Source organism: Candidatus Laterigemmans baculatus, assembly GCF_010367455.1.
Taxonomy (GTDB): Bacteria; Planctomycetota; Planctomycetia; order Pirellulales; family Pirellulaceae; genus Laterigemmans; species Laterigemmans baculatus.
The window spans coordinates 63,031-78,534 of record NZ_WRPR01000026.1 but is presented as its reverse complement, the minus strand read 5'-3'; the positions used below and the strand labels follow the sequence as shown (position 1 = coordinate 78,534).

13 protein-coding genes are annotated in these 15,504 nt (G+C 58.6%); 12 read left to right on the top strand and 1 reads right to left on the bottom strand.

Going from position 1 to position 15,504, the window contains the following annotated elements; genetic code table 11:
- Positions 1–1,027 (top strand): IS256 family transposase (locus tag GNK13_RS05865; protein ID WP_164101551.1); only part of this gene is annotated, 1,027 nt, incomplete at its 5' end.
- Positions 1,028–1,161: 134 nt separating this feature from the next.
- Here GNK13_RS05865 and GNK13_RS05860 read toward each other — a convergent pair.
- Entirely contained in the window at positions 1,162–1,527 is a 366-nt protein-coding gene (locus GNK13_RS05860; protein ID WP_164101550.1) for an IS110 family transposase, read from the bottom strand.
- A gap of 690 nt (positions 1,528–2,217) precedes the next feature.
- Between GNK13_RS05860 and GNK13_RS05855 the strand changes: the two genes are divergently transcribed.
- The 11 genes from GNK13_RS05855 (at position 2,218) to GNK13_RS05805 (ending at position 15,494) form a co-directional block, all read left to right on the top strand.
- Complete coding sequence (locus tag GNK13_RS05855) at positions 2,218–2,994, top strand: DUF1559 family PulG-like putative transporter (RefSeq protein ID WP_203328942.1); 777 nt, start codon at positions 2,218–2,220, stop codon at positions 2,992–2,994.
- A gap of 220 nt (positions 2,995–3,214) precedes the next feature.
- Positions 3,215–3,655, top strand: coding sequence for a GNAT family N-acetyltransferase (locus tag GNK13_RS05850; protein ID WP_164101547.1), 441 nt, complete (start codon positions 3,215–3,217; stop codon positions 3,653–3,655).
- Between the two features lie 85 nt (positions 3,656–3,740).
- Complete coding sequence (locus GNK13_RS05845) at positions 3,741–4,361, top strand: YdeI/OmpD-associated family protein (protein WP_164101545.1); 621 nt, start codon at positions 3,741–3,743, stop codon at positions 4,359–4,361.
- 211 nt (positions 4,362–4,572) lie between these two features.
- Positions 4,573–4,803 (top strand): hypothetical protein, encoded by a 231-nt coding sequence (locus GNK13_RS05840; protein WP_164101543.1) that lies wholly within the window; start codon positions 4,573–4,575, stop codon positions 4,801–4,803.
- 227 nt (positions 4,804–5,030) lie between these two features.
- On the top strand, positions 5,031–5,420 hold the full coding sequence (locus tag GNK13_RS05835) for a hypothetical protein (protein WP_164101541.1): 390 nt from the start codon (positions 5,031–5,033) through the stop codon (positions 5,418–5,420).
- Between the two features lie 189 nt (positions 5,421–5,609).
- A complete protein-coding gene (locus GNK13_RS05830) occupies positions 5,610–6,227 on the top strand; it encodes a trimeric intracellular cation channel family protein (RefSeq protein ID WP_203328941.1) in 618 nt (205 codons plus the stop codon).
- Positions 6,228–6,242: 15 nt separating this feature from the next.
- Entirely contained in the window at positions 6,243–8,798 is a 2,556-nt protein-coding gene (locus GNK13_RS05825) for a carboxypeptidase-like regulatory domain-containing protein (protein WP_164101540.1), read from the top strand.
- A 4-nt stretch (positions 8,799–8,802) separates the two neighbouring features.
- Positions 8,803–9,198 carry a DUF2784 domain-containing protein gene (locus tag GNK13_RS05820; protein WP_164101538.1) on the top strand — a complete coding sequence of 132 codons (396 nt, stop codon included), beginning with the start codon at positions 8,803–8,805 and terminating at the stop codon, positions 9,196–9,198.
- A gap of 171 nt (positions 9,199–9,369) precedes the next feature.
- Complete coding sequence (locus GNK13_RS05815) at positions 9,370–10,953, top strand: glycoside hydrolase family 10 protein (protein WP_203545341.1); 1,584 nt, start codon at positions 9,370–9,372, stop codon at positions 10,951–10,953.
- 159 nt (positions 10,954–11,112) lie between these two features.
- Complete coding sequence (locus GNK13_RS05810; protein WP_164101536.1) at positions 11,113–12,639, top strand: sensor histidine kinase; 1,527 nt, start codon at positions 11,113–11,115, stop codon at positions 12,637–12,639.
- Entirely contained in the window at positions 12,636–15,494 is a 2,859-nt protein-coding gene (locus tag GNK13_RS05805) for a hybrid sensor histidine kinase/response regulator (protein WP_164101535.1), read from the top strand. The genes GNK13_RS05810 and GNK13_RS05805 overlap by 4 nt, the downstream gene beginning before the upstream one ends.
- The last annotated feature ends 10 nt before the right edge of the window (positions 15,495–15,504 follow it).

Below are 15,504 nucleotides of genomic sequence, written 5' to 3'. Positions count from 1 at the left end.
GGTCAAGCAGGGGCGAGTGCGGGATAACTCACCCGATCCGGATTCGCGTGTGCAGTTCGTTCCGAGCGTCCTGCCAGCTTATCTGCGGCGGACCGATGCGATCGAGGAGCTGATCCCCTGGCTTTACCTCAAGGGTATCTCCACGAGCGACTTTGGCGAAGCTCTGCAGGCCCTCGTGGGCGAACGTGCCAAGGGACTCAGTGCGAACGTCGTGGTCCGACTGAAGGAACAGTGGTCCGAGGAGTACGAGGAGTGGATGAAGCGAGACCTCTCCAGCAAGCACTACGTGTACATCTGGGCCGACGGCATTCATGCGAAGGTCCGACTCGAGGACGAAGCCAATAAAAAACAGTGCATGCTGGTGGTCATGGGGGCCACAGCCGACGGCCAAAAGGAATTGATCTCGGTTCTCGATGGCTATCGGGAAAGCGAGCAGAGCTGGACGGAACTGATGCTGGACTTGAAGCACCGGGGACTATCGACCGCTCCGAAGATCGCCGTCGGTGACGGTGCCTTGGGCTTCTGGGCGGCTCTCCGGAAGATCTTTCCTGAGACGCGGGAGCAGCGATGCTGGGTCCACAAGACGGCGAATGTGCTCAACAAGATGCCCAAGAGCGTGCAGCCGAAAGCCAAGGGCGATCTGCATGAGATCTGGCAGGCCGAGACGAAGGAGAGTGCGGAGAAGGCATTCGACCACTTCCTCGAGAAATATGAGGCGAAATACCAGCAGGCGTGCGAGTGCCTGCGGAAGGACCGTGAGCAGCTTCTCTCGTTCTATGACTTCCCGGCGGAGCACTGGGGCCACCTGCGGACGACCAATCCGATCGAGTCGACCTTCGCGACAATCCGTCTTCGTCACCGGAAGACGAAAGGGAGCGGCACCCGCCGAACGAGCCTGGCGATGATGTTCAAGCTCGCTCAGTCGGCCTCAAAGAAATGGAGGCGACTTAGGAGCCACGAGAAGATCACGTTCGTCATCGAAGGACGTTCCTTCAAAGACGGAATCATGCAGGAAATCGCCGCTTAGCTCACAGCCTCAGAACACAACAATTGACAATTACTCGACCGACGCGGCGAATTTCGCTTGGTTGTAGTGTAGATTCCCAATCACGAAGTCAGTCCCTTGCTTCTGAAGGCAAGAGAGGCTGCTTCAAACATCTATCATCGCTCGCCCCGCAGTCGTCGTTGCCGACGGTGCAGAGGTCTTACCACGAACGGTCGCAACCGCACGCATCCGAGCAGGCTCGGACTACGGCAAGACGGCAGTAGAATCTCATCCTGTTCCACACTGGTCCCGTCAAGGTTTTTGGCTAGCCAGTACCAGTTGAAGGTGGACTCGCAGCCGACGACGATGTTTTTGGACGAAGACGCGTTGAGGTTGGCGAAGAGCACCTCCGGTTTGCTACGCTGAAAATTGCGGTGCAGGAGCTTGTCGCCGGCCTGGTCGACGACGCAGACGTGCAGCGTCTTTGCGTGCAGATCGACGCCGCAGTAGAAGTCGTGTTGCTTGTTGTACAGTTTAATCACGGTTCTCCCTGGGTGGTTTTGCCGAGCCAGCTGATATTAGAGGCTAGACCTCGTGGACGAGCACTGCTGCCCAGGATGGCCATGATGAGTATCAAAGCGGTGAACGGGAGCCGCCGATGACGCGGGATGTGAAATCACACTTCTTTGGCGGCGGCCCCGTTACCGCCGACGTTATGCCAACGGTGCAGTCCGGATCTTTCGACCAACCGCACAACGAATGTTAGGCAGCAACAATCCGTATTCGCCGATGGTCAAGGGTCACCTCGGTCTCGATTCGCACAAGAACCACGGCCGCTCCTATTCATTGACGAAGGTTCTGAATTGCCTCTCGATTGCGGTTCTAGTGTTCGGCGCATGTGCTGTCGCAGGCATTCTGTACTATTACCGAGACGGTGGCTGGTCCGCGTTGCTACCTTACTTTTTCGCCCTAATCGCCGGGGGCGCTTGCTTGGCAGTCTCGGTTTTGCTTACGATCATCGCGACGATCCTGGATCGGTGCTCTGCTTTGATGCTGGTGATACAGGCGCCGGCCATTTTCTTCTACCTTCGATTCCTACCATGGGGCTGACCAGCAGACGCCGATGTTCTGGCGTAACCATGATAGAGATAGGGTCCGCATTTCTGCGGCCCCCTCCCCCCACCACTGGACATGCGGGTCCGCATCGGGCGGTTCATCTCTTGGAAGCACAATTGCTCCAGATTTCCTCGAGTTTCGCCAATCTTTATTGCGCTAGGCACTCACTGTTGAGTGCAACGTGGACTGTCGCACTCGAGGCCAGCACCCACCGCCTGGTCAGCAGCGAAAAGCAACCGACCCGCCCCAGGCCGCGAACTTCACGAATTCTTTCTGCTTCCAAAGGCATGGCCATGGTCGGACGCCGCGCGATTACAATTGTGGAACTAATTGTCGTCCTCGCGATCATTGCTACGTTTTTGGCCCTTTTATTGCCCGCCGTCCAATCTGCTCGCGAGCGGGCGAGGGAAACTGTATGCAAGAACAACGTACACCAAATCAATCTTGCGATTGCTCAGTTCGTTGAAGCTCACCAGCAGCTTCCTGGACCGCACGCACCGGGAATGACTGGAGGATGGATGGTGGAGATCCTGCCGTTCCTCGAGCAGCAAAAGACTTACGCAAGGATCGTGACCGGCACCACCGTTGAAGAAGCGCCGGAGTTACTTTTTCGCCCCCCAACGACTTTTCGCTGCCCGCGCCGGACGGTGCTAGACCAAACTCCTGAGGATGCAATGTCGCCCGCGCACTACGTCTTAGTGCCGGCATCGGGGCGCGATTCGTATCATGTGTTTGACGCGCCCGTTGCCCTTGACACCCCTTGGATCACCGGCCCCGAAATCAGCTATAGTTCGGTGATCAGATCGACCGGCCCTCATTGGGACGGCTTTTTCTATGCTAGGGGATTTCAGCAGGGCGTGGGGTTCATGCTCGATGGCCGAGACCTCCGTTAGTTCACGAAAGGCAGAACACTCGGATGGACGTCGTGCGGCCGAATGTGTGTGTCCCTAATGGCAAACGTCCGCCAGCGGCTGCGTGATCGCTACCGCTTCGCTCGTGAGCCGGTACCCTTTCCCTCTCCCCCGCGAATCGCTGCGTGACGGGTGAGAGGCGAGGGAAGGATTCGGCTCGCGACCGAATTCCCCATTCCCTTAAGGAGCTCAGACTCGAGAAATGCTCATAGTAAGATTTGCCAGCAAGGATGAACTTGTAGACGCCGCTAGGATCTACGAGTCGTGCCTGCAGCATGCCCACTGGTTGCCGGAACGGTCCCGCCTGACGCGTGATTTCAGCAAGGACACCGAAGGGGAAACCATCAACATATGCGCCGATCACGGCGGAATCGTTTTGGGCTTCATTTCGGTTTGGACACCTGAGTCGTTCATCCACCACCTGTATGTCGATTCGAACGCACGCCGTATGGGCGTTGGAACGCTCTTACTTGAGTCTCTCCACTCTTGGCTCCCAAAGCCGTGGACCCTAAAATGCGCCACGGCAAACACGATCGCAAACAAATTCTACCGATCTTTAGGGTGGACTTCCGACGGCACGGCTCGTGGGACCGACGGCGACTACGAGTTGATGCGATACGCGAGACAAGCAGCTGACGGATAAGAACCTTTGTCGAGAATCGTGTTCTTGCATGGGTGAGCGCGCCAATAGCGAGAGGGATCAACATCTTCGGATGTTGTAAACTAATATGATCACGGACATTGAGGCCTATTTTTCCGATGGTTGCGGCCGCTGCGAACGGTTTGCCACTGCGGATTGCTCAACGCGACACTGGAGCAGTGGCCTAGCTGAACTCCGCCGGATTTGCCTCGGCTTGAAAATGATCGAGACTGTCAAATGGGGACATCCATGCTACATGCACGGTAACCGCAATGTTGTCATCCTGGGCGCCTTTCGGAACGACTTCCGTCTCAGTTTCTTTAATGCTGCTTTGATGAAAGATGCCGATGGCATACTGGAAAAGCAGGGGCCGAACGCCCAGCACCCCGACATGATTCGCTTCACCGAGAACAGCCAAGTGGCGAAGATGAAGCCAGTCATCGAGTCGTATGTAAAAGAGGCTATGGGCTATGCCGAGGCGGGAATCAAGCCTGTGAAACGACAACGGGAACGTGACCTGCCTGCTGAACTGCTAGAGGCTCTGAACTCTGATCCAGAACTCAATGCAGCATTCCATGGCCTCACTCCCGGACGCCAAAATAGTTACATAATAAATATAAGTTCAGCAAAGAAGCCAGAAACTCGCGTTTCTCGCATCGCTAAATTTCGCGACAAGATCCTTGCGGGAAAAGGGGCAATGGAACGGTAATACGGAAACAATCAGCAGAGCCACGCAAGGCAGTCAGGCTGGAACGCCAGCGTTTGGTAATGAAGGATCTTTGATGGGCGACGAGACTGGAAGCAATGCGTGATTAGCGACAATCAATGCACACTTGGCCCTGCACATCGGCGCTGACGGTGCTAAACTAACGGCTGCGGCCATCAAATCCTAACTGTTACTCACCCCCCAGAGTACGCTGATGAAACCTTCCCACAGAAACTGGATTCTTTCAGCGGTTATTGTCATTGGCGTCCTGCTCGTGATTATCGGCTGGACCGTCGATTACTTCTCCACTGGCGATCCTCACTTTTGGGACTCGTTCGGTTTCGCAGTCATCGCATCGGCGGTCGCTGCGTGGCTGTACCGGAAATGGCGGTTGATACCGGAAAGCGCCGCCGAAAATTTTGCATCCGTTCACGAGAGAGGCTAATCTTTTCTCCTTCGCGCAACAGTTGAAAGTCCACGGTCTCTCGACGGGCTAGCCCAGCTTTGACGGGTGGTCGGTTCCGAGCATACGGTGGACATTTCCATGGCGAACATCTTGAGATTTTTTGCAACATTTGTGTTGGGACTCTGCGGAATCGCGACGGGCGCTGTCGACGCGTTCTTTGCCACCTACTACCTGTGCGTAGCCGTGGCTACTACCTGCGCGTAGCCGTGGATTGGCTGCGTGGTGCGGTCGGTGGCGACGCTTTGGTAGCGATTGGGTGGATCTTGATTTCAAATATCGACGACTGGCTGCCACCAATCGTCCATCGAGGTCAGCCGGGGGAAACGCGGTACTTCCGCAACGATGGCCGTTTCCCGGTCTACTTCTATCAGTTTGGAGAGAACGGAGAACGGACGGGGCATGGTCAGATGCGGCTTGAGACAGCGAAAGCCAACGGAGCTTTCAAGGGGCCCCGATCCCTTCGCGGCTTGCCGCACATCGACAACGTACCCACCGAGTACTCGCGAACTGGGATGCTGCCGTACTGGCTCTCCGGGGCTCTTGGTTTCGGCGGCGGAATACCGTCTTACACGGCTCGCCGCCGAAACATGCCATAGGACACGCTCGTCCCGATGGTGTACAACGATCGTAACGCAGTTGTTTAACGGCAAGTGAACGGCGACTGCTTTTTGAACTAGAGTCGCCTTCGCAAGGTCGTTGAGCGTTTTTCCGCACGCGTCGTTCTGCTGCGGAGGTCATGGCATTGATCGCGCTGGAGCGTCCGACGCGACGCCGGCTCCCCGATCGTGGAACTGTACGTGCTCTTCTATTATCTCGACCTGATTGGCGTAGCCGTCTTTGCCGCAAGTGGTGTTCTCGCCTCGCGCGACCGTGAGTTGGATCTACTCGGAGTGATCGTGGTGGCTACACTCACCGCCATCGGAGGAGGAACCATTCGCGATCTACTCCTGGACCGCCATCCGATCTTCTGGGTTTCCGACAACTCCTATTTGATCGTGATCAGCGCGTCCGCGGTGGCGACCGTCGTTTATCTCCGCAACTTCCCGCCGCCGGGGAATGCGTTTCTCGTAGCGGACGCAATGGGGCTGTCGCTGTTCGCGATCTCTGGAGCGAATCTTGCACTTGCGGCGGAGCATACCCCACTGATCGTCGTAATCATGGGTGCCATGACGGGCGTGGCCGGGGGGGTGTTGCGGGACGTCATTACGGCGCGCGTTCCGCTCATCTTGCAGCGGGAACTTTATGCGACCGCGGCGATTGCGGGGATCGCCGTGTACTTAATGCTCGAGTCCATCGCGGTTCCCCATGCCTTCGCTTTTGGAACTGGGAGCCTCACGGTGGTAACATTGCGATTGTTCGCCATCCGCTGGGGCTGGCATTTGCCGGTTCTCCGCCAGGAGTAGCAAAAGGGGTCTGTCATGCGCGTTCTCACCTGCGCGGCCGCGGTTCTGACCGCCATGGCCATTGTTTGCTCGCCCGCCGCACTTGCTGAGCAGCGGCCCGAACTGGAAGAGCAGCCTGCTTTGGAAGCGAGCGAGGGTCGTGGTACATCGCCGGTGCCGACCAATGTTCCGCTGCCCACAAAGCTTTTGAAGTCGTTCGCAGCTTTTCCGCCAAGCGGCAGCGGGTTGCGGGTAAAGATTGACGACCGCCGCTGGGTGGAGTTGGTCGCGTTGGCATCCCATGGAGAGATCGGCGGTGAAGACGTGAAGGTCTTCTGGACCGCCGGCGGAGAACTTATCAACCCTCCCGCGAACTTCGATCCGCGGCTGCTCGTACCGGACGCGGTGGACGGCGAGATGCCGGGCGTGAATCGTGAAGTGCTGTTGCAGGTGGTCGGACCCGTGGGTTTTGACGCGGCCATGCAAACCAGTGGTCACGGCGGGTACTCTCGGATGAAGGTGCCGGTTGATGAGGAGTTTGAGCAGATGCCCCTGAACTACGTCATGTCCGACATCGGATCCAACCATGCCTATATCGAGGTGAGAGTTTCCGGGGAAGAGTGGGAAGAGGTGCCGGACACGGGCGGGACCGACGTGCAATGGTTAACGCAGGACGATGGGCGGCGAGTCTACGTGCTCACCGCAAATGCTCGAGACTTTGCTTGGGTTTTAAACGTGCAGCGCGATGGTGAAGCAAGTGTCGCGGTTACGCCCTCCATGGTCGGCGGCACGGTCGACCTTCTCGCTGAATCTCTCCAGGAGTCTGTTGCCGAGGATCATAAAAAGTCGCAGGTGGTGGCTTTCTTTTTCCAGAAGGACAAGCCGCTGCCAACGAAGATGCAGCTGAAGCGAAGTCGCTTTGACTTGGTACGGTTTGAAAACCTGAGCGTCTTTCCGGGACCGCGGTCGGCAGTGCGAGTGTCTGTCAATGGTGTTCCAGTTCCCGATCAAGATCAGCTGGATCCGACGGAAGAAGGCGTCGCCGAGGCCCCGCCGGCCACGGAAGAGGGAGTTATCAACGCCCCGCTGGAACTGGTGACGATCAAGGGACTGGTCGAGGACGAGAACGGCCAGCCGCTGCAAGGATGCTGGGTAGGCATGTTCACCAACCGTCAGGAATTTGATGCTCGAGAAGAGTCGCAGGCGGAGTTTGATCATCTGCCAGAATTTGCAGGTGAAGCCTATTCGACCGCGGACGGAACGTTCACGATCCTCGCCCCCAAGACACACTTCGTTTTTGATGGGAGTTTTTGGGCGGTAAGCCGCGATGGGGCGACCGGGACGTTGGCTCTGAACGCGACATGGTCTTATACGCAGCGACAGCTGAAAATCACTGTTCCTGACGAGGAGGGAACGGTTCGCGTCGTCGATCCCGAAGGAAATCCTGTCGCCGGCGCCGACGTTACTCTGGAAGCCATCAAAGCTCCTCATGGCGTGACGCGACGCCTTCCTGCTTTAGTGCGGAAGCAACAAACGATGAAGACGGATGGTGACGGTCGTGTCGTATTCCGTGGCAGACCATCCGCAGCCATCCGCGGCGTCTCCATTCGTACCGATGGGTATGGGACGCAGTACCTAAGCGAGCGACTCGTCTCAGCTTGGGTGGAGGGCGACGAGGCTCTCACCTTGCGATTGCAACCGACGGCGGCTCTGGTAGGTCGCGTGGAGGGGTTCGACGCGCGGGAACATCCTGGGTTGAAGCTGCAGATTCTGACGGAGCCGAGGGAAGGGCGTCCTCCGCTGCACGGTCGGGCAGTTGTGGAGATCGAGGAGGATGGAAGCTTTGGAGTGGAACGGATTGCCGCAGGCAGGGTGTCCTTCGCATCCTCACTCTCGCCCGACTCTCCCTCAAAAATCCGCCTCCCATCGGTTTCGTTGGTCAAGCCTGGCGAGCGACGCGTCCTTGCCGAGAACCCGCAGCTGGAGCCTGCCGTGCTCGTGCGGCAGCGGATCGTCGAGAGTGACACTGGAGAGGGCATTCCCGACGTAAAGCTGCGGGTGCTGTGGGGATCGGCTGTCGAAGGCCGAAGCGATTGGAGCCAAAGCAAGGCGACCCGCACGGACGAACATGGCTGGTGGTCCGCGAAAGTGCTGCCCGGCCGCATCAATATCCGCATCTCTTCGATTCCAGAAGGTTATAAGGGCACCGCGTGGTTCGACGGCCGTGCCGGGTATCTCGGAGTCGAAGCGACGGTGCCAGCGAGCGACCAGATCGTCACGCTCCCACCGGAGCGGTACGTGCCCTCGAGGGAACTCACGGGTCGCTTGCAGTATGCAGATGGGACGCCCGCCGAAGACTGGAGTATCTACGGCCATCCGATCTCCTGGGATGATGTGGGCGTGGGGGGAGTGCACACGAAAGCGGACGGCAGCTTCACTTGGACGTACCCGGTTGGTTACCCGCCGCGGTTTTACAAAGCCAGCAACCGCGAATGGATGACGAAATATGATTTTACGGACCGGTATGTGGTGCCCACAGTGATTTCGGCCGATCCGCTGGTGCTGGAAATTCCGGTGGGCAAACGGGATTAAGGGAATGCTTTACCGCGGATTGGCTGATGCGGTTCTCCTCGCTCACCTGGCATTCGTGCTCTTCGTTGTGCTCGGTAGCTTGCTGGTGCTGCGCTGGCCGAGACTGGCTTGGCTGCACATGCCGGCCGCAATCTGGGGGGTTATCATCACATTTGCTGGCTGGCCTTGTCCGTTGACTCCGCTAGAGAAGCACTTGCGTCGACTTGGAGGTGAGGCCGGCTACGAGGGCGGTTTCATTGACCACTATTTGACTTCCATTCTCTATCCGAGCGGCCTTTCCTCCAGTTCCCAAACTCTACTCGGGATAGCCGTGCTGCTCATCAACGCGTCGATCTACGGTTACTTCTTCTATATTTGCGCATGGAAGTCCGCCCGGGGGAATGAGAAGCAACGCAGGTGAATACGGGGAGTGAGCAAAGCCCCTGGAGTGGGGAATTCGCTAGGACCTGCGAGGGAAAAATTCCTTTTTTTCGCAACAGGTGAGGTAGAAAGTGGTTGCCTGCCGCTTAGCCTGTAGCGGTAGGACGCCGGCCATTTGTAGCCCGGCCGAGGATGAAATTGGGAGAGTGTCGTGAGGACGAATCCAATGGTCGCTTGTGCGGCTCAACTGTGGCAGACGCGGATCATGCAAAGCAGCCTAGTGGCGGTGCTGCTACTCGCCGGGGGTTTAGGGCTCGCTGGAAGTTTGGCAACGGTGCATGCGGCGGAGCCTGAGCTGCCGGAAGTCCGCCGGGAGTTTCGGGCGGCCTGGGTGGCGACGGTGGCGAATATCGACTGGCCGTCGAAACCGGGGCTACCGGTGGCCGAGCAGCAGGCAGAATTCCTGGCGATTCTCGAGAGCTGCGAAGAGCTGAATCTGAATGCGATCGTGCTCCAGGTGCGACCGGCCGCGGACGCGCTCTACCAATCGGAATTGGAGCCGTGGTCACGCTACCTGACCGGTGAGATGGGGAAGGCTCCGGAGCCGTTTTACGATCCGCTCGAATTCGCAGTCGAGGAATCGCACAAGCGAGGGATCGAGCTGCACGCCTGGTTCAATCCTTATCGAGCGCTCGATCCGGCGGACGCCCCGGTCTCCGACAATCACATCAGCAAGACGCATCCCGAATTCGTGCGTCGCTACGGCAGGTTCTTGTGGCTTGATCCGGGCGAACCCGCGGCGACCGAGCACACGCTGGCGGTAATCATGGATGTCGTCAAGCGTTATGACATCGATGGGGTTCACATGGACGACTATTTCTACCCCTATCCGATCCGAGACGATGAAGGAAATGTGGTTCCCTTCCCGGACGATGCAAGTTGGGAAAAGGCGGTCGCCCAAGGAACCCAATTGAGCCGCGACGATTGGCGGCGGGAGAACGTGAATCGGCTTGTCCAGCGGATCCATGAAGAGGTCCGTGCGACTAAACCGTGGGTGAAGTTCGGAATCAGCCCGTTCGGCATCTGGCGTCCCGGCAATCCTCCGCAAGTACAGGGCTTTGACCAGTACGCTTCGATCTATGCCGATGCCCGGTTATGGTTTGCCTCTGGATGGGTCGATTACTTCACCCCTCAGCTGTACTGGAAACTGGGACCTCCGCAGCAGAGCTACACGGCCCTGCTTCACTGGTGGAGTGAACAGAACGAACAAGATCGGCATCTATGGCCCGGCAATTACACCTCACGGCTGCTGAATGTCCGACAGACGGGGTGGTCATCCGATGAGATCGTCGCCCAGATTTGGGCGACTCGTGCACTGGAGGGTGCCAGCGGTAATGTGCATTTCAGCATGAAGGCGCTGCAGCGCAATGCGGAAGGAGTGGCAGGGGCCCTCGCCGCAGGCCCCTATCGCGAACCGGCCTTGATTCCGGCCAGCCCGTGGATGCAGGCGCCTCATGGAGCACCGGTCAAACCGCAGGCTGCAGTCCACAAGTCGGGCGGTCGTTGGGAGCTGACGCTCTCCCACGCGGACGGCGCCGCCCCGTGGCTGTGGGTGATTCGCACGCGTTACGGCGAGCACTGGAACGTCGAGATCGTTTCTGGCACCGTTCAGCGGCACCCGTTGCCCCCCCATCCCGGCAATGACAGCCAACTCGAGTCGCCTGCGGCAGTCGCGGTTTCGGCGGTGAATCGGATCGGGCAGGAGAGTGACGTGGTAAGAGCGGAGGCAGAGTAGGGGGTCGCTACAAGGCGACACCTTCCAAACGGGGTATAAGACAGCCTCGCACGATGGGGGATCTTGCGGCGTGTGCTGCGTGGTACAACGGGGGGCTTCGCGGAGGAGATTTCGTTTGGTCATCCTTCGCGCCCCTCCCGTGCCCAATGACAGCTCTCCATGCCCTCTGAAGCGAACTCTTCGACCGGTATTGGACAGCGCGGCATCAGCCGCAGGCGTTTGATTACTCGCCCTTGGGAGATCGCCTTTGCCTACGCCGTGCTGGGGGCGCTGTGGGTCGCTGTTTCCGACCAGTTGCTTCGCCGGTGGGTGCTCGATCCCGATCATCTGCTCCTCTGGAATGCTTGTAAGGGAATCGGCTTTGTCAGCGTCACTGCAGTGCTATTGCTGATCCTGTTGCAGCGTACCTTCCAAACCATCGGGTCCGCTTACGATTCGATGCAGAAGAGCGAGGGGGCGCTTCGCAATGAGCAGGTGTTCACCGACGCGATGATCGAGGGGATGCCGGGGATCCTCTATATCTATGATTTTGCAGGTCGCTTTCTGCGGTGGAACCGAAATCTTGAGGTCATCTCCGGATACACCAGCGAGGAGGTTGGCCAAATGCATCCCCGCGATTTCTTTGCGACCGAGGACCAGCCGCTCATCGAGCAACGCATGGCGCAGGTCTTTACCCAGGGAGAGGCATCGGTCGCTGCGACGGTCGTCACGAAGAACGGAAACCTACTCCCGTTTTTCCTGTACGGTCGTCGAGTCGAGTTTGAACATCAGACATGCCTGGTCGGGTTTGGCATTGACACCAGCGACCGCATGGAGCGGGAGGCCGAGCGCGAAAAACGTCGACGGGCGGAAGCGGCCGACCGGCTGAAATCGAGCTTTTTGGCAACGATGTCGCACGAGTTGCGGACGCCGCTGAACTCCATTATTGGGTTTAGCGGGATCCTTCTGCAGGAGCTGCCGGGACCGCTCAACGCCGAGCAACAAAAGCAGTTGGAGATGGTTCAAAGCAGCGCCCGCCATCTGCTGGCACTGGTCAATGATCTGCTCGATATATCCAAGATCGAGGCCAACCAGTTGGAAGTCGCTCACGAGCCCTTTGATCTGCAGCGCAGCATTGGCAAAGTCATTCAACTGGTGGAACCGATGGCCGCGGCCAAACATCTACAGCTCCGGGTTGAGGTGGCGGATGACCTCGGAGAAACGATGGGGGATGAACGGCGGTTTGAACAAATTCTGTTGAACCTGCTGGGTAACGCCATCAAGTTTACTGAGCAGGGGGAGGTGGGAATCGAGGCCTTTGTGCGGCGTGGACCGCCACTTCCGAAGGAACTCACCCCCCCTGCATCGGCGACGGCAAAACCAGGCGAGGAGGAGGGGTCGGGTTCGAGCCCCGAGTTCCGCGGGGATCTTGAGGTGCGGAGCGGGCTCGCGGAGCCGCTCTACCTGCAGGTGCAGGTTTCCGACACTGGCACCGGGATCCAGCCCGAGGAACTGCCGCAACTGTTCCAGCCCTTTCGCCAGCTCGATTCAGGATCGTCGAGAAAGCAGGATGGAACGGGACTGGGGCTGGCTATTTGCCGCCGGCTTGCCGAATTGATGAAAGGTGAAATCCGTGCCGAGAGTGCATGGGGGCAAGGAAGCACCTTCAGCCTTACATTGCCGCTACAAAGACCGACGCCATCATGAACTCCCAGCCCCTGTCGAACCCACGACCGGTTCCTTCCTCCAGCCGCGCGGCGATGCCGCATGTGCTGATCGTTGACGACAACGCTGAGCAGATTTACATGCTCGGATCGCTGCTCCGGGGACATGGTTTCGGCGTCGAGGAGGCGAGCGATGGAGCGGAGGCGTTGACGCTCGCGCAGCGGCGGCCGCCCGATCTGATCATCTCGGATCTGCTGATGCCCGTCCTCGACGGCTACGGCCTCCTGCAGCAATGGAAGGAGGATGAGCGTCTGCGTTGGGTTCCATTTGTGGTCTACACGGCAACCTACACCGATCCCCAGGACCAACGGCTGGCGGTCGAATTGGGGGCCGACGCTTTTCTGATCAAACCGATCGAGCCCAAGCTGTTGGTCGAATGCGTTGCCCAAATCACGGCCGGTTCGTACCGCGCCAAGCAACCGGCGCAGCAATCGCGGAGCGAAGAGGCAGCGAATCTCAAAGCATATAACGAGACTCTGGTTCGCAAACTGGAAAAGCGCAACCAGCACCTTGAGCAAATCAATCAGGAGTTGCTGCAGGAGATCGCCCAGCGTGAGCGAACCGAAGCGGCTTTTCACGAAAGCGAGGAGCGCTATCGCAAGCTGTTCAACGCGATCGTCGACCCACTGTTCGTCTACGATCTCGAGACGAGACGTTTTTTGGCCGTCAACGATGCAGCGATCGACGGTTACGGCTACAGCCGCGATGAATTTCTCGCGATGTCGGTCACCGACCTTCGTCCTGCGGAAGATGTGCCGGCGTTTCTTAAGATGCTCGAGCGCCCGATGCGGGAGGGTGCCAAACGAGGTGTTTGGCGGCATCGCAAGAAAGGGGGATCGATCATCGACGTCGATGTGACCTCCAGTGGCATTGAACTGGACGGCCGAACCGCTCGCGTGGTGCAGGCTCGCGACGTGACCGAGAAGCGACGAGCGGAAGCGGCGGCCGCGAGGGCGACCGAGTTGCTGCAGGGAGTGCTTCAAGGAACTCCTGACGCGATTTACGTCAAAGACCGAGATGGCAGGTATTTGCTCTTCAGCCAGGCGGCCGCGGACTATGCGGGTAAACCGGTCGAAGACGTGCTCGGCAGAGACGACACGGAAGTATTCGACGCGGAAGGAGCACGCGTCGTTATGGCGAGCGACCGCTTAGTGCTGAGTTCCAACGCGATTCAAACCGTCGAGGAACAAGTGCTAACCCCCCTGGGGCCGAGAACCTTTCAGGCCGTTAAAGTTCCCTACCGCGATCCCGACGGAAATGTGATCGGGCTGATCGGCGTCTCCCGTGACATCACTGCTCAAAAGGAAGCGGAGGCTGCATTGCGGCTTCGCGACCGGGCGATCCAGTCCGTCTCGCAGGGCATTCTGATCACCGATCCGACGCAGGAAGACAATCCTATCGTGTTTGCCAGCGAGGGATTTGAGCGGATGACCGGCTACCGAGCGGAGGAAGTGCTCGGCAAAAACCGCCGGTTCCTGCGAGGTAAGGACACGAATCCGGAAACCGCTCAAGTCATCGAGTCCGCGTTTCGCGAGGGACGAGGGTGTTCGGTCGAAATCTTAAACTACCGCAAAGACGGCACACCGTTTTGGGATCAGGTCGTCGTCTCGCCGATCCTGGACGCCGACGGCCATCTGGCGAACTATGTCGTCGTGCAGACCGATGTCACGGCGCGGCGGAAGCTCGAAGAGCAATTTCGGCAAGCGCAGAAGATGGAAGCGGTCGGGCAGCTCGCTGGCGGGGTCGCCCACGATTTCAATAATCTGCTGACCGTGATCAACGGGTACAGCGACTTGCTTCGAAGCGAAGTCGCCGCGGATGACCCGAGGGCGGAAATGTTGCTCGAGATCCACAAGGCGGGGGAACGAGCGGGCAAGCTGACGCGGCAACTTTTGACGTTCAGTCGTCGCCAAGTCTTGGAAACCAAACGACTGAACCTGAACGAGATTGTCGCCGACACCGAAAAAATGCTTCGTCGGCTGATTGGCGAAGACATTTTGTTGCAGACCGAACTCTGCCCCGAGCTGGAGAACGTTCAAGCCGACCCGGGGCAGATGGAGCAAGTCCTCCTGAATTTGGCGGTCAACGCGCGAGACGCGATGCCCCAGGGAGGAACGTTGACGATCCGCACCCAGATGATCCGAAGCGGCGATCTGGCGTGGAGCGAATTGGATGGCTCGTCAGCCAGCGATCACGCGATGGTGGAGGTTCGCGATACCGGTTGTGGGATGGATGAGGAAACCCGCAAGCGGGTCTTCGAGCCTTTCTTCACGACCAAAGCGATCGGTAAGGGAACGGGATTGGGACTCGCAACGTTGCATGGGATCGTCAAACAATCGGGTGGAAGCGTCGCGGTGGAAAGCGTCCTCGGCCAAGGCACCGCCTTTCGCGTCTACCTGCCGGTCGTCGCCGAGCTCGAATCGACGGGTGCGGCGGAGAAAACATCCTTCTCGCTTCCCCGCGGCAACGAAACCGTTCTGCTCGTTGAAGATGAATCCCCGGTCCGCGACTTGGCGAGCCGAATCTTGCGAGGCTGCGGGTATCGGGTGTTAGAGGCGAGCCATGGCGAAGAGGCTCTAGCGATTGCGAATGACTTTCCCGGTGTGCTCCAACTGTTGATCTCCGATGTGGTGATGCCGCATCTCGGAGGGCGGGCACTGGCGGAACAATTGTCGGCCTCGCGCCCGGATTGCAAGATTCTCTTCTTGTCGGGCTACACCGACGATGCGGTAATCCGCCATGGCGTGTTGCAAGATGCGTTCGCGTTCTTGCAAAAACCCTTCACGCCTGCGTCGCTCGCTCAAAAGGTTCGCTGCGTGCTCGACGCGGCGAAATGAATTGCGGAGC

Coding starts and splice junctions, on each gene's coding strand:
- GNK13_RS05850 (WP_164101547.1), top strand. CDS start 3,215: ATGCTCATAGTAAGATTTGCCAGCAAGGATGAACTTGTAGACGCCGCT.
- GNK13_RS05845 (WP_164101545.1), top strand. CDS start 3,741: ATGATCACGGACATTGAGGCCTATTTTTCCGATGGTTGCGGCCGCTGC.
- GNK13_RS05840 (WP_164101543.1), top strand. CDS start 4,573: ATGAAACCTTCCCACAGAAACTGGATTCTTTCAGCGGTTATTGTCATT.
- GNK13_RS05825 (WP_164101540.1), top strand. CDS start 6,243: ATGCGCGTTCTCACCTGCGCGGCCGCGGTTCTGACCGCCATGGCCATT.
- GNK13_RS05820 (WP_164101538.1), top strand. CDS start 8,803: ATGCTTTACCGCGGATTGGCTGATGCGGTTCTCCTCGCTCACCTGGCA.
- GNK13_RS05810 (WP_164101536.1), top strand. CDS start 11,113: ATGCCCTCTGAAGCGAACTCTTCGACCGGTATTGGACAGCGCGGCATC.
- GNK13_RS05805 (WP_164101535.1), top strand. CDS start 12,636: ATGAACTCCCAGCCCCTGTCGAACCCACGACCGGTTCCTTCCTCCAGC.